Annotated in this window: 22 protein-coding genes and 1 pseudogene; 9 read left to right on the forward strand and 14 right to left on the reverse strand. The window is 61.6% G+C overall.

Translation table 11 applies throughout. The features are described 5' to 3' along the window. Positions 1-6 precede the first annotated feature (6 nt). The 3 genes from pqqC to pqqE are packed head-to-tail and all read left to right on the forward strand — an operon-like array spanning position 7 to position 2,154. Positions 7-759, forward strand: coding sequence for a pyrroloquinoline-quinone synthase PqqC (gene pqqC / locus N2A98_RS24395; RefSeq protein WP_003194770.1), 753 nt, complete (start codon positions 7-9; stop codon positions 757-759). Next, entirely contained in the window at positions 756-1,031 is a 276-nt protein-coding gene (gene pqqD / locus N2A98_RS24400; protein WP_044271736.1) for a pyrroloquinoline quinone biosynthesis peptide chaperone PqqD, read from the forward strand. Before pqqC ends, pqqD begins: the two co-directional genes overlap by 4 nt. Next, positions 1,003-2,154 (forward strand): pyrroloquinoline quinone biosynthesis protein PqqE, encoded by a 1,152-nt coding sequence (gene pqqE / locus N2A98_RS24405; RefSeq protein ID WP_014720196.1) that lies wholly within the window; start codon positions 1,003-1,005, stop codon positions 2,152-2,154. The genes pqqD and pqqE overlap by 29 nt, the downstream gene beginning before the upstream one ends. A gap of 5 nt (positions 2,155-2,159) precedes the next feature. Here pqqE and N2A98_RS24410 read toward each other — a convergent pair whose 3' ends face one another. From N2A98_RS24410 to N2A98_RS24420, 3 genes are all read right to left on the reverse strand, one after another. Beyond that, a complete protein-coding gene (locus tag N2A98_RS24410; RefSeq protein WP_003194776.1) occupies positions 2,160-2,318 on the reverse strand; it encodes a YqaE/Pmp3 family membrane protein in 159 nt (52 codons plus the stop codon). A 93-nt stretch (positions 2,319-2,411) separates the two neighbouring features. Beyond that, positions 2,412-2,729 (reverse strand): DNA-binding transcriptional regulator, encoded by a 318-nt coding sequence (locus N2A98_RS24415; RefSeq protein WP_275622743.1) that lies wholly within the window; start codon positions 2,727-2,729, stop codon positions 2,412-2,414. Positions 2,730-2,971: 242 nt separating this feature from the next. Further along, the gene (locus tag N2A98_RS24420) at positions 2,972-4,234 is read right to left on the reverse strand and encodes an aminotransferase class III-fold pyridoxal phosphate-dependent enzyme (protein WP_275622744.1); all 1,263 of its coding nucleotides are present in this window, start codon (positions 4,232-4,234) and stop codon (positions 2,972-2,974) included. Between the two features lie 209 nt (positions 4,235-4,443). Here N2A98_RS24420 and N2A98_RS24425 point away from each other — a divergent pair, with 209 nt between their 5' ends. Next, on the forward strand, positions 4,444-5,343 hold the full coding sequence (locus N2A98_RS24425; RefSeq protein ID WP_032895007.1) for a LysR family transcriptional regulator: 900 nt from the start codon (positions 4,444-4,446) through the stop codon (positions 5,341-5,343). Positions 5,344-5,569: 226 nt separating this feature from the next. Here N2A98_RS24425 and N2A98_RS24430 read toward each other — a convergent pair whose 3' ends face one another. From N2A98_RS24430 to bioB, 10 genes are all read right to left on the reverse strand, one after another. Beyond that, positions 5,570-7,348, reverse strand: coding sequence for an acyl-CoA dehydrogenase C-terminal domain-containing protein (locus tag N2A98_RS24430; protein ID WP_044271741.1), 1,779 nt, complete (start codon positions 7,346-7,348; stop codon positions 5,570-5,572). 249 nt (positions 7,349-7,597) lie between these two features. After that, positions 7,598-9,367, reverse strand: a complete 1,770-nt coding sequence (locus N2A98_RS24435; protein WP_275622745.1) for an acyl-CoA dehydrogenase C-terminal domain-containing protein — start codon at positions 9,365-9,367, stop codon at positions 7,598-7,600. A gap of 90 nt (positions 9,368-9,457) precedes the next feature. After that, on the reverse strand, positions 9,458-10,747 hold the full coding sequence (locus N2A98_RS24440) for a GGDEF domain-containing protein (RefSeq protein ID WP_003194787.1): 1,290 nt from the start codon (positions 10,745-10,747) through the stop codon (positions 9,458-9,460). 221 nt (positions 10,748-10,968) lie between these two features. Beyond that, on the reverse strand, positions 10,969-12,774 hold the full coding sequence (locus tag N2A98_RS24445) for a phenylacyl-CoA dehydrogenase (RefSeq protein WP_020302163.1): 1,806 nt from the start codon (positions 12,772-12,774) through the stop codon (positions 10,969-10,971). A 323-nt stretch (positions 12,775-13,097) separates the two neighbouring features. Then, on the reverse strand, positions 13,098-13,379 hold the full coding sequence (locus tag N2A98_RS24450; protein WP_044271747.1) for a hypothetical protein: 282 nt from the start codon (positions 13,377-13,379) through the stop codon (positions 13,098-13,100). Between the two features lie 107 nt (positions 13,380-13,486). Further along, on the reverse strand, positions 13,487-14,167 hold the full coding sequence (gene bioD / locus N2A98_RS24455; RefSeq protein WP_275622746.1) for a dethiobiotin synthase: 681 nt from the start codon (positions 14,165-14,167) through the stop codon (positions 13,487-13,489). Further along, on the reverse strand, positions 14,164-14,976 hold the full coding sequence (gene bioC, locus N2A98_RS24460; protein WP_275622747.1) for a malonyl-ACP O-methyltransferase BioC: 813 nt from the start codon (positions 14,974-14,976) through the stop codon (positions 14,164-14,166). Before bioC ends, bioD begins: the two co-directional genes overlap by 4 nt. Then, on the reverse strand, positions 14,969-15,700 hold the full coding sequence (locus N2A98_RS24465) for an alpha/beta fold hydrolase (protein ID WP_032894997.1): 732 nt from the start codon (positions 15,698-15,700) through the stop codon (positions 14,969-14,971). Before N2A98_RS24465 ends, bioC begins: the two co-directional genes overlap by 8 nt. Then, on the reverse strand, positions 15,693-16,874 hold the full coding sequence (gene bioF / locus N2A98_RS24470) for an 8-amino-7-oxononanoate synthase (RefSeq protein WP_275622748.1): 1,182 nt from the start codon (positions 16,872-16,874) through the stop codon (positions 15,693-15,695). The genes N2A98_RS24465 and bioF overlap by 8 nt, the downstream gene beginning before the upstream one ends. A 146-nt stretch (positions 16,875-17,020) precedes the next feature. After that, on the reverse strand, positions 17,021-18,076 hold the full coding sequence (bioB, locus tag N2A98_RS24475) for a biotin synthase BioB (RefSeq protein ID WP_014720209.1): 1,056 nt from the start codon (positions 18,074-18,076) through the stop codon (positions 17,021-17,023). Positions 18,077-18,168: 92 nt separating this feature from the next. Between bioB and N2A98_RS24480 the strand changes: the two genes are divergently transcribed. The 4 genes from N2A98_RS24480 to N2A98_RS24495 all read left to right on the forward strand — a co-directional run bounded on the left by N2A98_RS24480 (position 18,169) and on the right by N2A98_RS24495 (position 22,843). Beyond that, complete coding sequence (locus tag N2A98_RS24480; RefSeq protein ID WP_275622749.1) at positions 18,169-18,906, forward strand: ComF family protein; 738 nt, start codon at positions 18,169-18,171, stop codon at positions 18,904-18,906. Positions 18,907-18,964: 58 nt separating this feature from the next. Beyond that, positions 18,965-19,729: a TOBE domain-containing protein gene (locus N2A98_RS24485; protein WP_069557414.1), complete on the forward strand. Its 765-nt coding sequence runs from the start codon at positions 18,965-18,967 to the stop codon at positions 19,727-19,729. A 79-nt stretch (positions 19,730-19,808) separates the two neighbouring features. Further along, entirely contained in the window at positions 19,809-21,707 is a 1,899-nt protein-coding gene (locus tag N2A98_RS24490; protein ID WP_275622750.1) for a PhoX family phosphatase, read from the forward strand. A 161-nt stretch (positions 21,708-21,868) separates the two neighbouring features. Further along, positions 21,869-22,843, forward strand: a complete 975-nt coding sequence (locus N2A98_RS24495; protein WP_003194811.1) for a serine/threonine protein kinase — start codon at positions 21,869-21,871, stop codon at positions 22,841-22,843. A 17-nt stretch (positions 22,844-22,860) separates the two neighbouring features. Here the strand turns inward: N2A98_RS24495 and N2A98_RS24500 are convergent. Continuing rightward, positions 22,861-22,947 (reverse strand): annotated as a pseudogene (locus tag N2A98_RS24500) (outer membrane lipoprotein carrier protein LolA); the annotation flags it as partial. Positions 22,948-23,033: 86 nt separating this feature from the next. Here N2A98_RS24500 and rarD point away from each other — a divergent pair. After that, positions 23,034-23,918 (forward strand): EamA family transporter RarD, encoded by an 885-nt coding sequence (rarD, locus tag N2A98_RS24505; protein WP_153475052.1) that lies wholly within the window; start codon positions 23,034-23,036, stop codon positions 23,916-23,918. Positions 23,919-23,981: the final 63 nt, after the last annotated feature.

Consider the following 23,981-nt stretch of genomic DNA (forward strand, 5'->3'; position numbering starts at 1 on the left):
ATCGAAATGACCGACACACCGTTGAGCAAGGCTGAGTTCGAAGCGGCCCTGCGCGCCAAGGGCGCCTTCTACCATATCCATCACCCCTACCATGTGGCGATGTACGAAGGCCGCGCCAGCCGTGAGCAGATCCAGGGCTGGGTCGCCAATCGCTTCTACTATCAGGTGAATATCCCGCTGAAAGACGCGGCGATCCTGGCCAACTGCCCAGACCGTGAAATCCGTCGCGAATGGATTCAGCGCCTGCTCGACCATGACGGCGCGCCCGGTGAAGACGGCGGTATCGAAGCCTGGCTGCGCCTGGGCCAGGCTGTGGGTCTGGACCCCGACCAATTGCGTTCCCAGGAGTTAGTGCTGCCCGGCGTACGCTTCGCCGTGGACGCCTATGTCAACTTCGCCCGCCGCGCCAGTTGGCAAGAAGCCGCCAGCAGCTCGCTGACCGAGCTGTTCGCGCCGCAAATCCACCAGTCGCGCCTCGACAGCTGGCCCCAGCATTACCCGTGGATCGACCCGGCCGGTTACGAGTACTTCCGCACACGCCTGGGCCAGGCCCGTCGCGATGTGGAACACGGCTTGGCGATCACCCTGCAGCACTACACCACCCGCGAGGGGCAGGAGCGCATGCTGGAAATCCTCCAGTTCAAACTGGACATCCTGTGGAGCATGCTGGACGCCATGAGCATGGCCTACGAACTCAAACGCCCGCCCTATCACAGCGTGACCGAGCAGCGGGTATGGCATAAAGGGATCACCCTATGAGCTTTGATCGCAGCAACACCCCGAACTGGCGCCCGGGCTACCGCTTCCAATACGAGCCGGCGCAAAAAGGCCACGTGTTGCTCTACCCCGAAGGCATGATCAAGCTCAACGACAGCGCCGCCTTGATCGGTGGCCTGATCGACGGAGAGCGCGACGTGGCGGCCATCATTGCCGAGCTGGACAAGCAGTTCCCCGGTGTGCCAGAGCTGGGTGAAGACATCGAGCAATTCATGGAGGTCGCCCGTGCTGAGCACTGGATCACCCTTGCCTGAAAAGCCAGCCATCGGCCTGCCGCTGTGGCTGCTGGCCGAGTTGACCTATCGCTGCCCGCTGCAGTGCCCGTATTGCTCCAACCCACTGGATTTCGCCGAGCAGGGCAAGGAGCTGAGCACCGAACAATGGATCAAGGTATTTCGCGAAGCCCGTGAAATGGGTGCTGCACAGTTGGGATTTTCCGGCGGTGAGCCGCTGGTGCGCCAGGACCTGGCCGAACTGATCGGTGAGGCGCGCAAGCTGGGTTTCTACACCAACCTGATCACCTCTGGCATTGGCCTCACCGAGCAAAAAATCAGCGACTTCAAGAAAGCCGGCCTGGACCATATCCAGATCAGCTTCCAGGCCAGTGACGAGCAGGTAAACAACCTGCTGGCCGGCTCGAAAAAAGCCTTCGCGCAAAAACTGGAAATGGCCCGAGCGGTAAAAGCCCACGGCTACCCGATGGTGCTGAACTTCGTGACCCATCGGCACAATATCGACAAGATCGACCGCATCATCGAACTGTGCATTGCGCTGGAAGCGGATTTCGTCGAGCTCGCCACCTGCCAGTTCTACGGTTGGGCGCAGCTCAATCGCGTCGGCTTGCTGCCCACCCGCGAGCAGTTGGTGCGCGCCGAACGCATCACCAATGAATACCGCGCCAAGCTGGAAGCCGAAGGCCACCCGTGCAAGCTGATCTTCGTGACACCGGACTATTACGAAGAGCGCCCCAAAGCCTGCATGAACGGCTGGGGCAGCATCTTCCTGACCGTCACACCGGACGGCACCGCCCTGCCTTGTCACGGCGCAAGGCAGATGCCGGTGCAGTTTCCCAATGTGCGCGACCACAGCATGCAGCACATCTGGTACGACTCGTTTGGCTTCAATCGCTTTCGTGGCTACGACTGGATGCCCGAGCCGTGCCGTTCATGCGACGAAAAAGAAAAGGACTTCGGCGGCTGCCGTTGCCAGGCCTTCATGCTCACCGGTGACGCCAGCAACGCCGACCCGGTATGCAGCAAATCCGAGCAGCACGGCATCATCCTTCAGGCGCGGGAAGAGGCCGAACAGGCCACCCAGACCATTGAGCAACTGGCCTTTCGCAATGAGCGCAACTCAAGGCTCATTGCAAAAGGCTGAGGGCCTCAACGCTTGGCGATGATGTACACCGCGTGGATGATGCCAGGGAAGTAACCGCACAGGGTCAGCAGGATATTCAGCCAGAAGGCACCGCCGAAGCCTACTTGCAGGAACACACCCAATGGCGGCAGCAGAATGGCGATGATGATACGAATGATGTCCATGGGTCAGCTCCAGAAAATCGGCTCGTGTGAGCCGTGTAGCTAATCGACCTTGGCGGTTCGTGAGGGTTCAGTGGATTCTGGCGTTGGGCCATCTCAGGCCAGGATCTCCAGGCCATGTTTTTGCACGATGCTCAATAACTTGAGCGCCATGCCACTGGGCCGTTTCTCTCCCGACTCCCATTTTTTGACCGTGGACGCGCTGGTGTTCAGGTAGCGGGCGAATACAGGTTGGCTGACATGGCTGCTTTCCCGTAGTTGCTTGATCTGTTCGGCAGGGATTTGGTCTGGTATGGATAAACATGCCTCATCATATTCTCGTAGAGTGGTTTTGCTGATGGCTCCGATAGCATGAAGCGCTTTGGCTGACTCGTGAATGGACTCAAACGCCTCGCTTTTATACTTTTTGGTCATGATGTATCTTCACAAACTCCTTGAGTCTCATAAAAACATACCACCCAGTGGTATAGATTGAAAGTCGAGCACGTCGTACCCCATCGGCAGTCCTTGCCGACGCCCGCTAAAAAAACACTGTTTCCAGAGAGACTCAATCAACGTTTTCACACTAGAAATTACCCAGACAAAAAAACGCCCCCAGCCAAAAGAATCAGGCTGGAGGCGCCGCGTATGCCGCGAGACGGTTCAGGAAACTGGGGTCAAACAGCGATGCCCTTGCGGCATTGCACTTGGGCGGTACGCACCCGAGAAAAAGCACGGGCAAGCCGCAGCAGCATTTCGTCGATGTGGGTTTTGCTGATGTTCAGCGCAGGGGTAAAGCGCAGGCAGTCAGGTTGTGAGGCGGTGAGAATCAGACCTTCGTGCAGCGCGGCCTTGACCACTGCTGCGGCGCAATCGTCCGACAGTGTCAGGCCCCAAAGCAGCCCGTTGCCGCGCAAGGGCCCATGGCCGTAACGGTAGGCCAGCCGGGCAAGGCCTTCTGCGAGGTACAAGCCGGATTCGCGTAGGTGCTCGAGAAAGCCGTTCGCCAATACAGCGTCGAGTACCGCGATACCCGCAGATGCCATCAGCGCATTGCCATGATGCGTACCGTCCAGCTCGCCCGGTTCGAAGCAACAGGCCGTGCCACGCGCCAGCAGCGCCGCCAGGGGCACGCCACCGCCGAGGCCTTTGCCAAGGGCAATGATGTCGGCGCGCACGCCGTATTGCTGTTCGGCCAGCAAGCTGCCGCAGCGGCCCACGCCGGTTTGCACTTCGTCGAAGATCAGCAGGATCCCCAGCTCACGACACAGGCGTTCGACGCCCTTGAGGTAATGTTCGGTCGCGGGGATGACACCGCCGCCGCTTTGTATCGGCTCCAGCATGATAGCGACGGTCTGCGCATCCACCGCTGCATGCAGGGCCGGCAGATCGTTGAACGGCACCTGGCTGAAACCTGGCAACTGCGGTTCGAAACGGTTTTCGCAGGCCACATCCGACGCCGACATCGCCCCCAAGCTACGGCCATGACAGCCGTTGCTTACGGTGATGATGTGGTAAGCGCCACCGCGATGCAGTTGGCCCCACTTGCGTGCCAACCTGATGGCCGCTTCACAGGCTTCGGCACCGCTGTTGAGCAAATAGGCCTGGTCGCTGCCGGTGTGGTGGCACAGACGGTCGACGAGGTCCAGTTGCGCGCGGTTGTGCAAGCCCAGGCCGGGGTTGATCACGGTGAGCATCTGTTCGGCAATGGCGTCGCGCACGGCCTGGGGACTGTGGCCCAGGCTGTTGGCGCCGCCGCCTTGACTGAAATCCAGATAGGCGCGGTCGTCAGCGTCCGAAAGCCAGGAGCCGTGCCCCTGCACAAATACTTGGGGCGGGCGCGCCACAGTGGGCATCAGGCACTGGCTGGAAACCTCTGCACGCGGGGCATGCACAACCAGGTCATCCAGACTCGGCGCAGAGCGACGGAACAAGTTCACACTTCACCTCCGTTGGCAACCTGACCTTGGTCGATGCCGCCTGCCAATGAGGCCTTCAGATTTTTTGCCTTGCCTATGTAAACGCTATCAACAAAAACGCTGTTCATTGTCCGATCCGGCCCTGTAAGCCCTGCGAATAGGCGCTAGACTAGGCGCCTCGGGGGCCAGCGGCCATTTCGATTTTCCAGCTTTTTCGATAAGCAAACCTTATGGATTTCAAGCAACTGCGTTATTTCGTCGCGGTGTATGAGGAAGGCCACGTAGGCCGTGCCGCGGAGCGTCTGTCCATCTCCCAGCCAGCGTTGTCGCAACAGATTCGCCAACTGGAACAGAACCTCGACGTCAGCCTGTTCGAACGCAGCAGCAAGCGCCTGTTGCCGACCCTGGCGGCCCACACCTTATACAACCACGCATTGCCGCTGATTGATGGCATGCAGCAAGCCGTGGAGGCGCTGCGCAATTTCAAGGGCCAAGCCATGCGCACCCTGGCCATCGGCGTGCTGCAAACCGTGCACACCAGCCTGGTACCACAGATGCTTGAGCGCGTGCGCAAAGCCCAGCCCCATCTAGTGGTGCAGATCTACGAGCTGACCGGGCTTGAGATTGAGCGGCGGTTGCTCAATGGCTCACTCGATATTGGCATCAGCTACCTGCCACCCCGCCAGCCAGGCCTGCATGGCGTGCTGCTGTATGAAGACGAGTTGAAGGTAGTGATTCCTGAAGACCACCCCTTGCGCGAGTTCAAGAAAGTCTCGCTCAAACAAGCCGCCGAATTACCGATGTTGCTGCTGGGGGAAGAGTTTCAGGTTCGGCAGATCTGGCAAGGCCAACTGTCCAACCTCGGGCGGCGCCCGCAAGTGCAGGCGGAGCTCAATACCATGGTGGGCATTCTCGACAGCCTGCCTCACACCCGCTTGGCGACGGTGCTGCCTGGGCGCTCCCAGGACGAACACAACAGCAAGGCGCTGCTGTGGAAACCCTTGAGCGAGCCCAGGGTAGCGCTGAAAGTCGGGCTGGTATGCCGCGATGTGCAACGCCAGCAGGCGACGGTGGCGTTGCTGCGCACCCTGCTGGAAGACGTGATGAATGCCCCGCCGGCAAGCGCCTGACTTTTTCGCGGGCAAAAGAAAACCCCGCCGAAGCGGGGCTTTGCAGACTGTTTCCCTGACATCCATTTCACTCCGCCATCCTGGCAGAATCCTACGTGTCCGTGTTGTTGCTTTGCGCTTCCTGCGCGACGTCCATGTGAAGTAGATTAGCCGTGGATCCAATGTGGCGATAGAGGACGATTAGCAGCACGTCATGTAAGAGAATGCTTACACGCCCTCCGCGCCCTTAAAACAGGGCTTCATCCATCAGGAACAGTGATTCGCTACCGGCTTTTACCGACGCACTCAACGAGTGGATACGCGGCAACAGACGGGCAAAGTAGAAGCGTGCAGTTCCCAGTTTGCTGGCGTAGAAATCCTCCTCACCCTCTTTGCCCAACGCCGCCTTGGCCATGCGCGCCCACATATAGGCATAGGCCATGTAGCCGAACGCATGCAGGTATTCCACCGAGGCCGCGCCGATTTCATTGGCGTTGCTCTTGGCGCGGTCCAGCACCCAGGCCGTCAGCTCATCCAGGTTATCCACAGCCGCACTCAGCGGCGTGGTGAACTCGGCCAACTCAGGGCCCGATGCGGCGATGAACTGGCGGATCTCATCGGCGAACAAGGTATAGAACGCACCGCCGCTACCGACGATCTTGCGGCCCATCAGGTCCAGGGCCTGAATGCCGTTGGTGCCTTCGTAGATCTGCGTGATGCGCACGTCACGCACCAGTTGCTCCTGGCCCCACTCGCGGATGTAACCGTGGCCACCAAACACCTGCTGGCCGAGTACGGTGGTTTCCAGGCCCAGGTCGGTGAGGAACGCCTTGGCAACCGGGGTCAGCAACGCCACCAGGTTATCGGCACGTTCGCGGGCCTGGGCATCGTCACTGAACTTGGCAATGTCCAACTGCGTCGCCACGTAGGTGGAGAACGCCCGGCCGCCTTCGTTCGCCGCCTTCATGGTCAGCAACATGCGACGCACATCCGGATGCACGATGATCGGGTCTGCCGGCTTGTCCTTGGCCTGCGCGCCTAGCGGGGAACGGCTTTGCAGACGGTCGCGGGCATATTCAATCGCGTTCTGATAGGAGCGCTCGCCCGATGCCAAGCCCTGAATGCCAACACCCAGTCGCTCATAGTTCATCATGGTGAACATCGCCGCCAAGCCACGGTTGGGCTCACCAACCAAGTAGCCCACGGCTTCGTCGAAGTTCATCACACAGGTGGCGGAGGCCTGGATACCCATCTTGTGCTCAATGGAACCGCAGTTCACCGGGTTACGCGCGCCCAGGCTGCCATCGGCATTCACCAAAAACTTCGGTACCAGGAACAACGAGATGCCCTTGGGCCCGGCCGGTGCGTCCGGCAGTTTGGCCAGCACCAGGTGGATGATGTTGTCGGTGAGGTCGTGCTCGCCGCCGGTGATGAAGATCTTGGTGCCGCTGACCTTGTAGGAGCCGTCCGCCTGAGGCTCGGCCTTGGTGCGGATCATCCCCAGGTCGGTACCGGCATGGGCTTCCGTCAGGCACATGGAACCGGCCCACTCACCGGAATACATCTTCGGCAGGTAGGTGGCCTTGAGTGCTTCACTGGCGTGGGTGTTGATGGAGACACAGGCGCCGGAGGTCAACATCGGGTACAGGCCGAAGGCCAGGCTCGACGAGTTGATCATTTCTTCAACCTGCGCCGACACCGCCTTGGGCATGCCCATGCCGCCGTAGGTCGGGTCGCCGCCCACGCCTACCCAGCCGCCTTCGGCATAGGTGCTATAGGCTTGGGGGAAACCGTCGGGCGTCGTGACGGCGCCGCCTGCCCAATGGCAGCCTTGCTCATCGCCGCCGCGGCTGAGTGGGGCGATGGATTTGGCGGTGACTTTGCCGGCCTCCTCCAGGATCGCCTCGACGGTTTCGGCGTCAACGCTGTCTGCCAATGCCGGTAACTGGGCCCAAGTATTAGCGACCTCAAAAACTTCGTTGAGGACGAAGCGCATATCACGCAACGGCGCTTTGTAATCAGCCATGGCAAACCTCGTGAGAACGTGAAAAGTGATTCGATAGGATCGGTTTTACAGCCGTCGAGTGTACCCGAACAACTTTTAAGACACATAGGGTCCGTTCGTGACCATTAAGTACTTATAAGTCACATACAAACCATTGTGGGAGCGGGCTTGCTCGCGAATGCGGCGTGTCAGTCGCTACATCTTTGACTGTACCAGCGCATTCGCGAGCAAGCCCGCTCCCACATTTTGACCCCGAGCAATCAGTGACCTCTACAGTGCAAAGGCCTGCGCCGGTAAGCTCATCAGGCATTCGCTCCCCGCCTCCACCGCAGCACGGTGCATGGCCGTACGCGGCAACAGGCGCTTGAAATAAAAGTCGCAGGTCGCAAGCTTCGCCTGGGCAAACCCTGGGTCATCCTGGGCTTGCGCTGCGATCGCCATGCGCAACCACAAGTAGGCAAGGATGATGTAACCGCTGTACATCAGGTAATCCACCGCCGCCGCGCCCACTTCATCAGGGTTTTTCATCGCCGCCGTGCCGACCTTCAGGGTCAGTTCGCCCCATTGCTGGTTCAGCTCATTGAGTTGCGCCACATGGGCCTTGAGCTGCGCATGCTCGGCATTGGCCGCGCAGAACTTATGCACAATTTTGGTAAACCCACGCAGCAACTTGCCCTGGCTGCCCAGCACCTTGCGTCCGAGCAGGTCCAGAGCCTGGATGCCGTTGGTGCCTTCATAGATCGGGGCAATCCGTGCGTCACGGGCCAGTTGCTCCATGCCCCACTCACGAATATAGCCATGGCCACCGAATACCTGCATGCCGTGGTTGGTCACCTCCAGGCCGGTTTCGGTCATGAAGGCTTTGCAGATCGGCGTGAGGAAGGCCAACAGGTCCTCGGCTTCCTGGCGTTGGCCGGCGTCGCTGCCCAGGTGCGCGGTATCGAGCAGTTGCGCGGTGAAATAGGTCAAGGCGCGGTTGCCTTCGTTGAAGGCTTTCATGGTCAGCAACATGCGACGGACATCGGCGTGCACGATGATCGGGTCGGCGGCTTTCTCCGGGGCCTTGGCACCGGTCAGCGAGCGCATCTGCAAACGGTCGTTGGCGTACTTGATCGCGCCCTGGAAGCTCGCCTCGCCGTTGCACAGGCCCTGCATGCCGGTGCCCAGGCGCGCGTGGTTCATCATCGTGAACATGCAGTTGAGGCCCTTGTTCGCCTCGCCAATCAAAAAGCCCTTGGCGCCATCGAAGTTCAACACGCAGGTGGCCGAGGCCTTGATGCCCATCTTGTGTTCGATGGAGCCGCAGTGCACCGCATTGCGCTCGCCGGAGTCGGCATGGAACTTGGGCACGATAAACAATGAGATGCCCTTGGTGCCCGCCGGCGCGCCCGGCAGCTTGGCCAGCACCAGGTGGATGATATTGGCGCTCATGTCGTGCTCGCCGGCCGAGATGAAGATCTTGCTGCCGGTGACCGCGTAACTGCCGTCCGCCTGTGGCACGGCGCGGGTCTTGATCAAGCCCAGGTCGGTGCCGCAGTGGGCTTCGGTCAGGCACATGGTGCCGGTCCATTCGCCGGCGGTGAGTTTGCTCAGGTAGGTGGCTTTCTGTTCGTCGGTGCCGTGAGCGTGGATGGCCGACATCGCGCCGTGGGTCAGGCCCGGGTACATGCCCCAGGAGGTGTTGCTGGAGCCGATCATCTCGCTCAGCACCAGGCCCAGGGAATGGGGCAGGCCCTGGCCCCCGTAGGCCGGGTCTGCCGCCACGCCATGCCAGCCACCCTCAACATACTGGGCAAAGGCTTGCTTGAAGCCTTTGGGCGTGGTCACCACGCCATTATCGAAATGGCAGCCCTCTTCATCGCCGCTGCGATTGAGCGGCGCGAGTACGTTTTCGCAGAATCTGGCGCCTTCTTCGAGGATCGCACTGACCATGTCCGGGCTGGCATCCGTGGCACCCAGGGCCGCATAGTGGCCGTGGAAATCGAATACGGTGTCGATCAGAAAGCGCATGTCGCGCAGGGGAGCTTTGTACTCAGGCATGGCAATGTCTCCGGCAGCAGATAGGGTTAACCTACTGCCGGCCATGGCCGTGGACAATCACTGTAGCGCTGCTGAATACAGCGCCATTACTCAACCGGCAGCGCTTTGCATGCGCACCGCGCCACGGCGGGTTTGCCCGGCCGCGACCACACAATTACGCCCCGCCCCCTTGGCGGCATACAGCGCCTGGTCGGCGGACTTGAGCACCTCGTCGGGGCTACGCTGCTCGGCCTGGCGCTCGGCCACGCCGATGCTTACCGTCACCGACACACTGGATGCTCCGCTGCCCGCACGGCGTTGGCGGCCTTGATGGTCGTCCTGGGGGCGGTCCGGGTTGCGCAACTTGATGTCGTAGCTGGCGATGATCTCGCGGATCTCCTCCAGGTGCGGCATGCACTCATCCAAAGTCTTGCCGGCAAACACCACGGCAAACTCTTCACCGCCGTAACGGTAGGCCCGCCCACCACCGTTGACCTTGGACAGCTTGCTCGCCACCAGGCGCAGCACCTGGTCGCCCACGTCGTGGCCGTGGGTGTCATTGAAACGCTTGAAGTGATCGACGTCGCTCATCGCCAGCACATAGTTACGCCCCAGCCGCTGCATGCGCTCGTTGAGCGCACGTCGCCCCGGCAAGCCGGTGAGTTCATCACGGAACGCCATTTGATACGCCTCGTGCGCCACCCCCGCAGCGATCATCAGCATCACCTGGCTGCACATGATGTTGAGGGTGAACGGCAAGATGAACGTTTGCGGCAACATCCAGAACATCCCCAGCAGCCCCACCAGTTGTGCGGCGTGCAGCGGGCGCGGCTGGTACCAGTATTGGGCGGCCAGAGTGAGAAAGCCGATCAGGAACATCGGGTACGAGAGTTGGATCAGGCTCATCCACGCGCCGTGCAGCATCGGCCAGCGAATCTCCGCCAACCAGCCCAGCAAGGCCTGGGGAAAACTCTGCTCCAAGGCCAGCGCCACACTGCCCACCGCCAGCAGCACCGCGCAGCGGGCGACGAAGTCACGGAACAGATGGGTCTTTTCCTGCCATAGCGCATAGATGCTGAACAGCAAGGGCAACAGCAGGCAGCACAGGTGGAACACCACCGCAGCGTCTTCACGCACGCGGCCGTTGTCACGGTAGAAGTCGGTCTGGGTATCCAGCAGGAAATAGGCGACGTACACCGTGACCATCAGGAACAGCTCACGCTGGCGTCGATACACCGCGCAATAGGCACCGCCAAGCAACAGGACCAGGGTGGGCAGCACGTTGAACAGCGAGGTGAAGAAGACGCTGAGGTCCTTGACGTACGCAGCCGAAAGCCCGGCCAGCAACAGCAGCAGCGAAGGTAGGAAATGGCTGAAACGTACAGCGGACACGCGTGACAAGGGTAAAACTCCGACCCGCAAACAAATAATGGCACTGTGCCTCTAAGCGGTCAGTTAAGCACAACCGACCGGGCATGTATCACATTGCCATCACTGTAACGGCAGCTCACCGCAATCCCTGAGTGCATCACTGCGGTTTTTTATGCGCGCCTTTTGTAGGAGCGCAAAAAAACCGCCGCGTCCCGAAGGAGGCGGCGGTTTTTAGAAGAGCCCGGTAAGGCTTAGTAAGCCAGGCCGAAGTCTTCTTCTTTCATGTCCATCAGGTTGTTGGCGCCCGACAGCATGGTCGCCACGTGGGTGCGGGTACGCGGCAGGATGCGCTGGAAGTAGAAGCGCGCCGTCTGCAACTTGGCGGTGTAGAACGCCTCTTCGCTGGTGCCAGCGGCCAGTTTCTCGGCGGCCAGGCGTGCCATGTCGGCCCAGAAGTAAGCCAGGCACGCGTAACCGGAGTACATCAGGTAGTCCACCGAAGCGGCGCCGACTTCTTCACGGTCTTTCATCGCGGCCATGCCGACCTTCATGGTCAACTCGCCCCACTCTTTGTTCAGTGCCGCCAGCGGTGCAACGAACTCTTTGACCGCTTCGTTGCCTTCGTTGGCCTGGCAGAACTTGTGCACGATCTTGGTGAAGCCCTTGAGCGCTTCGCCTTGGGTCATCAGCACTTTACGGCCGAGCAGGTCCAGCGCCTGAATGCCGGTGGTGCCTTCGTACAGCATCGAAATGCGGCTGTCGCGAACGTTCTGCTCCATGCCCCACTCAGCGATAAAGCCGTGGCCACCGTAGATCTGCACGCCGTGGTTGGCCGATTCAAAACCGACTTCGGTCATGAACGCCTTGGCGATCGGGGTCATGAAGGCCAACAGGGCATCGGCCTGCTTCTTGGCTTCGTCGTCGGTGCCGTACTTGACGATGTCCACTTGCTTGGCGGTGAAGTACACCATCGCACGGTTACCTTCGGCGAAGGCTTTCATGGTCAGCAGCATGCGGCGTACGTCAGGGTGCACGATGATCGGGTCAGCGGCTTTGTCCGGTGCTTTCGGGCCGGTCAGGGAGCGCATTTGCAGGCGATCACGCGCATATTTCAAGCCGCCCTGGAAGCCGATCTCGGCGTGGGCCAGGCCTTGCAGCGCGGTGCCCAGGCGAGCGGTGTTCATAAAGGTGAACATGCAGTTCAGGCCTTTGTTCGCCGGGCCGATCAGGAAACCGGTGGCCGCGTCGAAGTTCATCACGCAGGTGGCGTTGCCGTGGATGCCCATCTTGTGTTCCAGGGAACCACAGGTGACCGCGTTGCGCTCGCCCACCGAGCCATCGGCATTGGGCAGGAACTTGGGCACGATAAACAGCGAGATGCCTTTGGTGCCAGCCGGTGCGTCCGGCAGACGGGCCAGTACGATGTGGACGATGTTGTCGGCCATGTCGTGTTCGCCGGCCGAGATGAAGATCTTGGTACCGGAGACTTTGTAGGAACCGTCAGCCTGAGGCTCGGCCTTGGTGCGCAGCATGCCCAGGTCGGTGCCGCAGTGTGGCTCGGTCAGGCACATGGTGCCGGTCCATTCGCCCGACACCAGCTTGGTCAGGTAAGCGTCTTGCTGCTCGGGGGTGCCGTGCTCGGAAATGGTGTTCATCGCGCCATGGGACAGGCCAGGGTACATGCCCCACGACCAGTTGGCTTCGCCGACCATTTCGCTCACAGCCAGGCCCAGGGATTCCGGCAGGCCTTGGCCACCGTGCTCCACGTCGTGGGCCAGGCTTGGCCAGCCGCCTTCGACGAATTGTTTGTAGGCTTCTTTGAAACCTGCTGGGGTCTTAACGCCTGACTCACTCCAGGTACACCCTTCGATGTCGCCCACGCGGTTCAACGGTGCCAGTACTTGCTCACAGAACTTGGCGCCTTCTTCGAGGATGGCGTCGACCATGTCCGGGGTAGCGTCCTGGCAAGCCGGCAGGCTCTGATAGTGCGCTTCATAACCGAGCAGTTCGTCACGAACGAAGCGAATATCACGCAAGGGGGCCTTGTAGTCAGGCATAGCGATAAACCTCTGCTGATGTAACTGGGATGAACAACCGCGTGGATTTGTTATGGCGGTCAAACAGGTGTTTGAAACATACGTTTACGACCCAGGGTTGTCAAGCGTCGGCCAGATGCCGTTTGTCTTGACGCGGGTCAGCGTCAGGCGCGGTAAGGCCTGAGGCGAGATGCCTCATGTTTTAAGGACGAACAGAATGTCGCAGAACGATTGTGGGAGCTGGCTTGCCTGCGATGCAGGCGCCAGGGTGTATCAGGCAGTACGCGTTGATGCTATCGCAGGCAAGCCAGCTCCCACAGGAGAGCGGGCGTGCGATAGAGACGTTAAGCGTAGGTATCGATCAACGTACCGAGCATTTCATCCGAAGCCTTGGCGACTTTCGCCCCCAGCTCGACTTGAAACTTGCCCTGGGCCATTTCCACCATGTTGCTTGCCGAGTTGGACGCTTGGGCGCGGTCATTGGCTTGCAGACGGTCGCTTTGCGCGGCCGATGGCTGGGTGGTCGCGGCGCTGGCAATCTTGCCGGCCGCCTGGTCGACACGGTTCTGCCCGGTCTGAATGCTGCTCAGGCCCGAATAAAACGCGCTGCTTCCAGAGATGTCCATGGCGTAAGCCTGCCTTTGAGAAAATCGTGAAGCCCGATTGAACCAGACATCCTGGCAAAAGGCCCGTCAAAAACACTAATGGCATATTGCCTTAGCGATAGCCAAAATCAGTCAAGCAGGTCCAGCTCCAGATACTCGGCCACTGCGGCGGCCCCGGCATGTTTGAGTTTCGGCACTCGCCCCAGGCAAGGCGCGGGCAGGCGCTCAGCCAGGGTGGCGAGGTTTTCTTCCAGACGGGAGGTCTTGGGGTCGATGATATTTGCCACCCAGCCCGCCAGCGGCAAGCCATCCCGTGCGATGGCTTCGGCGGTGAGCAACGCGTGGCTGATGCACCCCAGGCGCACGCCTACCACCAGGATCACAGGCAGTTTGAGCGCCATGGCCAGGTCCGACAGGTTGGCCTGGTCGGCCAAGGGCACGCACCAACCGCCCGCCCCTTCGATCAAAGTGAAGTCCGCGCCCCGTGCCAGGATCTGCTGCATCGGTTTGAGCAGCGATTGCACCGTGAGCCCGACGCCCGCCTCGCGCGCCGCCAGATGCGGCGCGATAGCCGGCTCGAAGGCCACCGGGTTGACCTCGGCATAACTGAGCGGCACGGAACACTCGGCCAGCAGCGCCAACGCATCGGCATTGCGCAACCCCTTGGCCGTCAGTTGGCAGCCCGACGCCACCGGCTTTCCGGCGGCCGTGCTTTTGCCGGCGAGCCTGGCGGCATGCAACAGGCCGGCGGCGATGGTGGTCTTGCCAACATCGGTGTCTGTACCGGTGATGAAGTACGCGGCGCTCATAGCGGTTTCTCCAGTACGGCATACACCACTTGGTAAGTGGCGGGCAGGCCCTGGGCCTGGCGGAACTGCTCGTAGGCCTCTACCAGCGCGACAATCCGCGCACGGCCCGTCAACCCTCCCGGGCGGCCTGGGTTGAGGTTGTGGGCGCCCAATGCCTTGAGCTCATGGGTCAGGCTGCGCACATCCGGGTAATGCAACACATGGGGCTGTCGCTCCAGGCTGATCACGCGCAAACCACTGGCTGCACACAGTTGCTGATAAGCCTCGAAGGTGCGGAAGCGATTGACGTGGACCAGGCCGTCCGCCGCCCGCCAACTTTCGCGTAACTCATCCAGGGTGCCCACGCACAGGCTGGCAAAGGCCAGCACGCCACCTGGTCGCAGCACACGCTGGGCTTCGCTGAGCACCGCATCAAAATGGGCACACCACTGCACCGCGAGGCTGGAGAAGAGCAGCTCGAAGCCGTCAGCTACAAGCGGCAAGCGTTCTGCATCACCGGCTATAAAGTGCGCGGCGCCACCCAGCGGACGCGCGTGGTTGAGCATGCCCTCGGCAATGTCCAGCGCCACACCTTGGCTCCCGGGCAAACGCTCGCCCAATACGCGGCTGAAGTAACCCGTGCCGCAGCCCATGTCCAGCCAACGCTGGGGCACCAGACCGTGCGGCAAGCGGCCGAGCAGTTCATGCCCGACCGCACGCTGCAACTCGGCGACGCTGTCGTAACTGGCCGCCGCACGGGAGAACGAGGCCGCGACCTGGCGCTTGTCCGGCAAGCCCCCAGGCAAGGGCGGGTGGGATAGGTCAGTCATCAACACACTCATGCAAAAAAGCCTGGATAGCCCCGGCTACTCCGTGAGGGTCCTCCAGAAGAAACGCGTGACCGGCCTGTTCAATCAGGCCGATTTCCACATCGGGAAGCAAGGCCAGCAGGTCGCTGGCGGCTTCGGCAGGCACCAGCTCATCCAGGCCGGCAAACAGGTGCAACTGTGGGCCGCGAAAAGCCTGCAAGGCCGCCCGCGTATCCAGTTGGGCCAGCAGTTCCAGGCCGGGCATCAAGACGCTGGGGGAGGTATTCGGCGCACCGCTGACCAATAAGCGCGACAAACCGCGTGGGTCCTCGGCCCCCTTGGCACACAACAGGCCAAAACGCTTGAGCGTGACTTGGGAATCAGCGTGACAGCCGGCCAGAAATGCATCGAAGGTTTCGGCAGGCATCCCGTGAGGCCAGCCATCATGGGCGACGAAACACGGGTTGCTCGCCAGGGTCAGCAAACCGCAGCACCGCTCGCCACGGCGCGCCGCCAACTCGGACGCGAGCATGCCGCCCAGCGACCAGCCCCCAAGCCAGGCGTTGTCCGGCAGCGTCGCATCGAGTTCGTCGAGCCATTCACCGAGTTCGCTGGCCTCAAGCGCCGGCAAGGGTTCGATCTGTACCTGCAAGTGCTCGTTCAGGCCATGCAACGCGGCGGCCAACGGTTCCAGCGGTGACACACCCAGGCCCCAGCCCGGTAGCAGGATCAGTCGATTACGCATGGCCAGACTCCGAGTCGCCTAATGAGCGAAAACACGCTTGCAACCCTTCTAACAGTAGCTGCACCTGCGCTTCGCTGTGGGCCGCCGTCAATGTCACCCGCAGACGGGCACTGCCGGCCGGCACGGTCGGTGGGCGAATGGCAGTCACCATCAGGCCGCGCTCGCGCAGCATCTGCGACAGGCGCAGTGCCCGGGCGCTGTCGCCAATCAGGATCGGTTGGATCGGCGTAAAGCTGTCCATCAACGCCAGGCCTATCTGCTCGGCGCCGCGACGGAACTGGCGGATCAACGCGTTGAGGTGCTCGCGTCGCCACTGTTCGCTGCGCAGCAGTTCCAGGCTTTTGAGGGTGGCGCAGGCCAGTGCCGGTGGCTGGCTGGTGGTGTAGATATACGGACGGGCGAATTGGATCAGGCTCTCGATCAAGTCCTCACTGCCGGCCACGAAGGCCCCGGCAGTGCCGAACGCTTTGCCCAAGGTGCCAACCAGCACGGGCACGTCGTCCTGGCTCAAGCCGAAATGCTCGACGATACCGCCGCCATTGGCGCCCAGCGGGCCGAAGCCATGGGCGTCATCCACCATCAGCCAGGCCCCTTTGGCCCGGGTTTCACGGGCCAGCGCGGGCAGGTCGGCAAGGTCGCCGTCCATGCTGAACACACCGTCGGTGACCACCAAGGTATTGCCGGTGGCTTTCTCCAGGCGCTTGGCCAGGCTGCCCACGTCGTTATGCAAGTAGCGGTTGAAACGCGCACCGGACAGCAAGCCGGCATCCAGCAAAGACGCGTGGTTAAGCCGGTCTTCCAGTACCGTATCGCCCTGCCCCACCAGCGCCGTGACCGCGCCGAGGTTGGCCATGTAGCCGGTGGTGAACAGCAAGGCACGCGGGCGACCGGTCAAGTCAGCCAGGGCTTCTTCCAGCTCATGGTGCGGCGTGGCGTGGCCCACCACCAAATGCGAAGCGCCACCGCCCACGCCCCAACGGGACGCACCGGCGCGCCAGGCTTCGATCACTTGCGGGTGATTGGCAAGGCCCAGGTAATCGTTATTGCAGAAGGCCAACAACGGTTGCCCGTCCACCACCACCTGCGGGCCTTGGGGGCTCTGCAGCAAGGGGCGCTGGCGGTAAAGATGGTCGGCACGGCGGGCAGCGAGGCGCGCGGCGAGATCGAAAGACATGCTGGCCTCGATTTAACAGGTTCAACTGCGTCCAATGTGGGAGCTGGCTTGCCTGCGATAGCGGTCCTTCTGACACTTCTACGCTGAAAGTGCCGCCGTCACCGCAGGCAAGCCAGCTCCTACACTGGGATGCATTCCAAAGGTGGTTACACCACAGCGTTGTAGAACTGCTCGCTGCTCTTTTGCTCCACCAACGCCTGCTCGATCGCCGCCTGGTGCACTTCGTCGGCATGCTCTTCACGGGCTTCGGGCAAGATGCCCAGGCGTGCGAACAGTTGCATGTCTTTGTCAGCCTGGGGGTTGGCGGTGGTCAGCAGTTTGTCGCCGTAGAAGATCGAGTTGGCGCCGGCAAAAAACGCCAGGGCCTGCATCTGCTCGTTCATGGCTTCGCGGCCGGCCGACAGGCGCACGTGGGACTGCGGCATCAGGATGCGCGCCACCGCCAGCATGCGGATGAAATCGAAGGGGTCGATGTCATCGGCGTTTTCCAACGGCGTACCCGCTACCTTCACCAGCATGTTGATCGGTACCGATTCCGGATGCTCCGGCAGGTTGGCCAGTTGGATCAGCAAGTTGGCGCGGTCATCGAGAGATTCGCCCATGCCGAGGATGCCGCCCGAGCAGATCTTCATCCCCGAATCACGCACATACGCCAGGGTTTGCAGGCGCTCGCTGTAGGTGCGGGTAGTGATGATCGAGCCGTAGAACTCCGGCGACGTGTCGAGGTTGTGGTTGTAGTAGTCCAGGCCGGCCTGGGCCAGGGCTTCGGTCTGGTCCTGGTCGAGGCGACCGAGGGTCATGCAAGTTTCCAGGCCCATGGCCTTCACGCCTTTGACCATTTCCAGCACATAGGGCATGTCTTTGGCCGATGGGTGTTTCCACGCCGCGCCCATGCAGAAACGCGTCGAACCGATGGCCTTGGCGCGAGCGGCCTCCTCGAGGACCTTCTGCACCTCCATCAGCTTCTCTTTTTCCAGGCCAGTGTTGTAGTGGCCTGACTGCGGACAATATTTGCAATCTTCCGGGCAGGCGCCGGTCTTGATCGACAGCAGGGTCGAGACCTGCACGCGGTTGGCGTCGAAATGCGCGCGGTGCACGGTCTGCGCCTGGAACAACAGGTCGTTGAAGGGCTGCACGAACAGGGCTTTGACTTCAGCTAAAGACCAATCGTGACGCAGGGTGGCAGAGGTGCTGGCGCTCATGGGCGATTCCTTGATTATGCTTTGGCAAGCGCTGTGGGTAGGGCAATACCCACAGGCACGACACGGATGCTCGGCATATTTAAGGAAGATTCATGCACTGTCAACCTGAGTACAATCACCAAGTTTACATCTGGTTAAAAAGCATACAACCCTGTCTGATTTGCGATGAGAGCACCGAATCAGCCGGGGCCGTGTGCAGCGCCTGCGAAACAGAGTTGCCATGGCTGATGGACCAATGCGAGCGCTGCGCACTGCCCTTGCCCATGGATGGGTTGATCTGCGGCCAGTGCCAAAAACAGCCTCCGGCCTTTCACCAAGTGGTCGCGCCATGGACCTACAGTTTTCCCGTGGATACCCTGGTCAGCCGCTTCAAGCATCAGGCGCGTTGGCCGCTGGGGCATCTGTTGGCGCGCCTGCTGGGGCAGCACTTGCAACATCGCCTCGATAACGCCGAACTGGAGCGCCCCGACTGCCTGCTGCCCGTGCCCATGGCGCGTAAACGCCTGCGCGAACGCGGCTTTAATCAAGCGTTGATGCTGGCCCGCTGGCTCAGTCACGCCCTAGATATTCCCGTTGATGAACATGCGCTGCTGCGCCCCCATGAAACCGTGGCGCAGCAAGACCTCGATGCCAAGACCCGCAAACGCAACCTGCTCAACGCCTTCGCCCTGGCCCCCGGCATCCAGGTTGCCGGGCAACATCTGGCGCTGGTAGACGACGTCCTCACCACCGGCGCCACGGCCCACAGCCTGGCGCGCTTGTTGATAAACGCCGGCGCCCGCCAGGTGGACGTGTATTGCCTGGCCCGTACGCCCAAGCCCGGCAGCTGACTTGACTCCCCCGCGCCAGCGCGGCAACGTCGGCGCATCTCACCCAAGCGTATCTGCCATGTCTGTGCCCAGCCCTCTCAACCAACACATCATCCGCCGCCCTCAGCGTATTGCCTTGCTGGGGCACATCGCCGAGCAGGGTTCCATCACCCGTGCGGCCAAGAGTGCCGGGTTGAGTTACAAGGCCGCCTGGGACGCCATTGACGAGCTGAACAATCTGGCGCAAAAACCGCTGGTGCAACGCAGCGTCGGTGGCAAGGGCGGTGGCGGCGCCAAACTGACGCAAGAAGGAGAGCGGGTGCTGCGCCTTTATCAGCGTCTGCAACTGCTTCAGGCCGAGATCCTTGGCTCGGACGAAGCGGCCAGCGACTTCAACCTGCTGGGCCGCTTGATGCTGCGCACCAGCGCGCGCAACCAGTTGCACGGCCAAGTCAGCGCCATAGAGAGCCATGGCCACAACGACATGATCCGCCTGCAATTGGCTGGCGGCCTGCATCTGGATGCACAGATCACCCACGACAGCACCCTGCGCCTGGAACTGCAGACTGGTGTGGAAGTGGTCGCACTGATCAAGGCCGGATGGCTTGAATTATTGGCGGAGGGGCAAACCGAAACACTTGGACACAATTGCATGAGCGGTGTGATCGAGACCATTCTCGCCGCCGAAGACGGCCCCAGCGAGGTGCGTATCGCCCTGCCCAACGGCCAAGTGTTGTGCGCACTGGCGCAGCCCGTCGCACTCAAGGCCATCGACGCAGCGCAGGGCCAGCCGATCCGCGTGCAGTTTGCACCCAGCCATGTATTGCTCGGCACCCCGGTGTAACGGGCCCACGTCTTCAAGCTGCAACAATTCGGTCACAAGCGCTGCTTAAGGTGTCTGCAAAAACCTTAAGGAGCCTGTGATGAGCCTATTAGAAGAAAACCAAGCCACCGACCTTGAACAGATGGTGGGCCTGACCCGCCGTCGCTTTATCGGCGCAGGCGCCTTGTGCGGCGCCGCGATGTTCCTTGGCGGTAACCTGCTGAGCCGTAGCGCCCTGGCGGTGAATGCCGCTTCCGCCAGCCCGCTGCTGGGGTTCACCAGCATCGCCGCCGCCACCAGCGACACCATCACCCTGCCACCGGGCTACAGCGCTTCGGTGCTGATCAGTTGGGGCCAGCCCCTGCACAAGCACGCCCCAGCCTTCGACCCGTCCGGCCATGGCACCGCCAAGGCCCAGGAACAACAGTTCGGCGACAACAACGACGGCATGAGCCTGTTTCCATTCTCCGGCGACGACAACCGCGCGCTGATGGCGATCAACAACGAATACACCAACTACCGCTACCTCTACGCCCACGGCGGCGCGCCGCAATCGGCCGAAGACGTGCGCAAGGCCCTGGCCAGCGAAGGCGTGTCGGTGATCGAAGTACGCCGCCAGGGTGACACTTGGCAGTTCGTCCAGGACTCGCGCTACAACCGACGCATCCACGGCAATTCACCGCTCCGCTTGAGTGGCCCTGCTGCCGGCCATAATTGGCTGAAAACCAGCGCCGACAAGACCGGCAAAAAAGTCCTCGGCACGTTCCAGAACTGCGCTAACGGCAAGACGCCGTGGGGCACTTACCTGACCTGCGAAGAAAACTTCACCGATTGCTTTGGCAGCAGCAACCCGCAGCAAACCTTCGACGCCGGGCAGAAGCGCTACGGCGTGGTGGCCGCCAGCAAGGACATCAACTGGCATCAGCACGACCCGCGCTTTGACATGGCCAAGAACCCCAACGAACTCAATCGCCATGGCTGGGTGGTGGAAATCGACCCGTTCGATCCGCAATCCACCCCGGTCAAGCGCACGGCCCTGGGCCGCTTCAAGCACGAGAACGCAGCCCTCGCCGAAACCCGTGACGGCCGCGCCGTGGTGTACATGGGCGACGATGAGCGTGGTGAATTCATCTACAAGTTCGTCAGCCGCGACCAGATCAACCACAACAACCCCAAGGCCAACAAAGACCTGCTCGACCACGGCACCTTGTACGTGGCGATCTTCGACGCGGGCGACGGTAACGCCGACCACCCCAAGGGCAAAGGCCAGTGGGTTGAACTCACCCATGGCAAAAACGGCATCGACGCCAGCAGCGGGTTCGCCAACCAGGCCGAGGTGCTGATTCACGCGCGCCTGGCCGCCAGCGTGGTGAAAGCCACACGCATGGACCGCCCGGAATGGATCGTGGTCAGCCCCACCGACGGCCAGGTCTACTGCACCCTGACCAACAACGCCAAGCGCGGCGAAGAGGGCCAGCCGGTGGGCGGCCCCAACCCACGGGAGAAGAACGTCTACGGCCAGATCCTGCGCTGGAAAGCCGACGCCGATAACCACGGTGCCACGGACTTCACTTGGGACCTGTTCGTGGTGGCCGGCAACCCCGGCGTACATGCCGGCAACCCCAAGGGCGGCTCGTCCAACATCAACCCGCAAAACATGTTCAACAGCCCCGACGGCCTGGGCTTCGACAAAGCCGGGCGCCTGTGGATCCTCACCGATGGCGACTACAGCAACGCCGGCGACTTTGCGGGCATGGGCAATAACCAGATGCTGTGTGGCGACCCGAGCACCGGTGAAATCCGTCGTTTCATGGTGGGGCCGGTGGCGTGTGAAGTGACGGGGATCAGTTTTTCGCCGGACCAGAAGACGCTGTTCGTGGGCATTCAGCACCCAGGGGAAACCGGTGGTTCGACCTGGCCGGAACACCTGCCCAACGGCAAGCCGCGCTCCTCGGTGATGGCGATTCGGCGGGATGACGGCGGGATCGTAGGCGCCTGATAGGCCGCTATCGCAGGCAAGCCAGCTCCCACATCTCGATGTGTAAATACATGCCAGTGTGGGAGCTGGCTTGCCTGCGAAGGCGTCCGCACAGCCACCGCCTATCTATGCTGTTACCATACCCGGCCGGACGCGGCGCCCTGCTGCGCGCAGGAGTTCGCATGGCCCACCCGTTTGAAACACTCACCCCAGACCTGGTGCTCGACGCCGTCGAAAGCATCGGTTTCCTCAGCGACGCGCGAGTTCTGGCGCTCAACAGCTACGAAAACCGCGTGTACCAAGTGGGCATTGAAGACGCCGAACCACTGATCGCCAAGTTCTATCGCCCCCAGCGCTGGACCAACGAGGCGATCCTGGAAGAACACCGCTTCACCTTCGAACTGGCCGAGTGCGATGTACCGGTGGTCGCCCCGTTGGTCCACAACGGCGAGAGCCTGTTCGAACACGCAGGTTTCCGCTTCACCCTGTTCCCCCGCCGTGGCGGCCGCGCGCCGGAGCCTGGCAACCTCGATCAGCTTTATCGGCTTGGGCAACTGCTCGGTCGTTTGCACGCGGTGGGCTCCACCCGCCCGTTCGAACACCGCGAAGCCCTGGGGGTGAAGAATTTCGGTCACGACTCCCTTACCACCCTGCTTGAAGGCAACTTCATTCCCAAAAGCCTGTTGCCGGCCTATGAGTCCGTAGCCCGCGACCTGCTCAAGCGTGTGGAAGAGGTTTACAAGGCCACGCCGCACAAGAACATCCGCATGCACGGTGACTGCCACCCCGGCAACATGATGTGCCGCGACGAAATGTTCCATATCGTCGACCTGGATGACTGCCGCATGGGCCCGGCGGTGCAAGACCTGTGGATGATGCTGGCTGGCGACCGCCAGGAATGCCTGGGCCAGCTCTCGGAGCTGATGGATGGCTACCAGGAATTCCACGACTTCGACCCGCGCGAACTGGCGCTGATCGAACCGCTGCGCGCCCTGCGCCTGATGCACTACAGTGCCTGGCTGGCGCGACGCTGGGACGACCCCGCATTCCCCCATAGCTTTCCGTGGTTTGGCAGCGAGCGGTATTGGGGTGATCAGGTGCTGGCATTGCGCGAACAACTGTCGGCGCTCAATGAAGAACCGCTGAAGCTCTTCTGAGCAACACGACGCTCTCCTGTAGGAGCGAGCTTGCTCGCGAAAAACCCGAGAGCGCCATTGGGTGACAGGCCTGCCGCATTATCGTTGACGATCTTCGCGAGCAAGCGCGCTCCTACAAAAAGCGGCGCCCATTGTCTGACAAATATCCTTACAATTGCGCTTTGTTAGCTGCCTAAGCAAGGATTCTGCAATGCAAGCCGCCAACCCTCGCAAGGGGTACATCCTGGGCCTGAGCGCCTATGTCATCTGGGGTCTGTTCCCGCTCTACTTCAAAGCCATCGCCAGCGTGCCTGCCGCCGAGATCATCGTGCACCGTGTGTTGTGGTCGGCACTGTTCGGTGGGCTGTTGCTGATGGTGTGGAAACACCCCGGCTGGTTTCGCGAGCTGCGCGACAACCCCCAGCGCCTGGCGATCCTGGCCCTCAGTGGTTCGTTGATCGCCGCTAACTGGCTGACCTATGTGTGGTCGGTAAACACCGGGCGCATGCTCGAAGCGAGCCTGGGTTACTACATCAACCCGCTGGTAAATGTGCTGCTGGGCATGCTGATCCTCGGCGAGCGCCTGCGCCGTTTGCAATGGGTGGCTGTCGGGTTGGCTGCGGCGGGTGTGGCGCAGCAGGTGTGGCAGGTTGGTAGCCTGCCGTGGGTGTCGCTGGCGCTGGCGCTGACGTTCGGTTTCTACGGTTTGATCCGCAAGCAGGCGCCGGTCAAGGCGCTGCCAGGGCTGGTGGTGGAAACCTGGATGCTGGTACCCATTGCCATCGCCTGGTTGCTGTTCAACCCGACCGCCCACAGCGCGCAACTGGCGTTCTGGAGCACCTCCGAGGCCTGGTGGCTGGTGGCCGCAGGCCCGGTGACGCTGATTCCCCTGGTGTGCTTCAACGCCGCTGCACGGCATTTGCCCTACACCGCCCTGGGCTTTTTGCAGTACGTGGCGCCGACGCTGGTGTTGCTCGAAGCCGTGCTGTTGTTCGGTGAACACCTGGCGCCGAGCACGTTGATCGCCTTCGCCTTTATCTGGGCCGGGCTGGTGGTGTACAGCCTGGATGCCTGGATGACCGTGCGCAAACGCTGATCAAATAACGTACAAACCTCTGCAAGCCACAGCATTCGTGGCTTGCAGCGTTCCACCCCAAGG

It is taken from the genome of Pseudomonas sp. FJ2-5-13 (assembly GCF_029201605.1).
In the GTDB taxonomy this organism is placed as follows: Bacteria; Pseudomonadota; Gammaproteobacteria; order Pseudomonadales; family Pseudomonadaceae; genus Aquipseudomonas; species Aquipseudomonas lactis.

Excerpts from the sequence above, each read along its gene's own strand:
- N2A98_RS24480 (WP_275622749.1), top strand. The coding sequence starts at position 18,169 with ATGCACTGTCAACCTGAGTACAATCACCAAGTTTACATCTGGTTAAAA.
- pqqC (WP_003194770.1), top strand. The coding sequence starts at position 7 with ATGACCGACACACCGTTGAGCAAGGCTGAGTTCGAAGCGGCCCTGCGC.
- N2A98_RS24430 (WP_044271741.1), bottom strand. The coding sequence starts at position 7,348 with ATGGCTGATTACAAAGCGCCGTTGCGTGATATGCGCTTCGTCCTCAAC.
- N2A98_RS24465 (WP_032894997.1), bottom strand. The coding sequence starts at position 15,700 with ATGCGTAATCGACTGATCCTGCTACCGGGCTGGGGCCTGGGTGTGTCA.
- N2A98_RS24450 (WP_044271747.1), bottom strand. The coding sequence starts at position 13,379 with ATGGACATCTCTGGAAGCAGCGCGTTTTATTCGGGCCTGAGCAGCATT.
- N2A98_RS24415 (WP_275622743.1), bottom strand. The coding sequence starts at position 2,729 with ATGACCAAAAAGTATAAAAGCGAGGCGTTTGAGTCCATTCACGAGTCA.
- bioD (WP_275622746.1), bottom strand. The coding sequence starts at position 14,167 with ATGAGCGCCGCGTACTTCATCACCGGTACAGACACCGATGTTGGCAAG.
- N2A98_RS24490 (WP_275622750.1), top strand. The coding sequence starts at position 19,809 with ATGAGCCTATTAGAAGAAAACCAAGCCACCGACCTTGAACAGATGGTG.
- rarD (WP_153475052.1), top strand. The coding sequence starts at position 23,034 with ATGCAAGCCGCCAACCCTCGCAAGGGGTACATCCTGGGCCTGAGCGCC.
- N2A98_RS24445 (WP_020302163.1), bottom strand. The coding sequence starts at position 12,774 with ATGCCTGACTACAAGGCCCCCTTGCGTGATATTCGCTTCGTTCGTGAC.
- bioF (WP_275622748.1), bottom strand. The coding sequence starts at position 16,874 with ATGTCTTTCGATCTCGCCGCGCGCCTCGCTGCCCGCCGTGCCGACCAT.
- N2A98_RS24495 (WP_003194811.1), top strand. The coding sequence starts at position 21,869 with ATGGCCCACCCGTTTGAAACACTCACCCCAGACCTGGTGCTCGACGCC.
- N2A98_RS24410 (WP_003194776.1), bottom strand. The coding sequence starts at position 2,318 with ATGGACATCATTCGTATCATCATCGCCATTCTGCTGCCGCCATTGGGT.
- N2A98_RS24435 (WP_275622745.1), bottom strand. The coding sequence starts at position 9,367 with ATGCCTGAGTACAAAGCTCCCCTGCGCGACATGCGCTTTCTGATCGAC.
- N2A98_RS24485 (WP_069557414.1), top strand. The coding sequence starts at position 18,965 with ATGTCTGTGCCCAGCCCTCTCAACCAACACATCATCCGCCGCCCTCAG.
- pqqD (WP_044271736.1), top strand. The coding sequence starts at position 756 with ATGAGCTTTGATCGCAGCAACACCCCGAACTGGCGCCCGGGCTACCGC.
- bioC (WP_275622747.1), bottom strand. The coding sequence starts at position 14,976 with ATGACTGACCTATCCCACCCGCCCTTGCCTGGGGGCTTGCCGGACAAG.
- N2A98_RS24425 (WP_032895007.1), top strand. The coding sequence starts at position 4,444 with ATGGATTTCAAGCAACTGCGTTATTTCGTCGCGGTGTATGAGGAAGGC.
- bioB (WP_014720209.1), bottom strand. The coding sequence starts at position 18,076 with ATGAGCGCCAGCACCTCTGCCACCCTGCGTCACGATTGGTCTTTAGCT.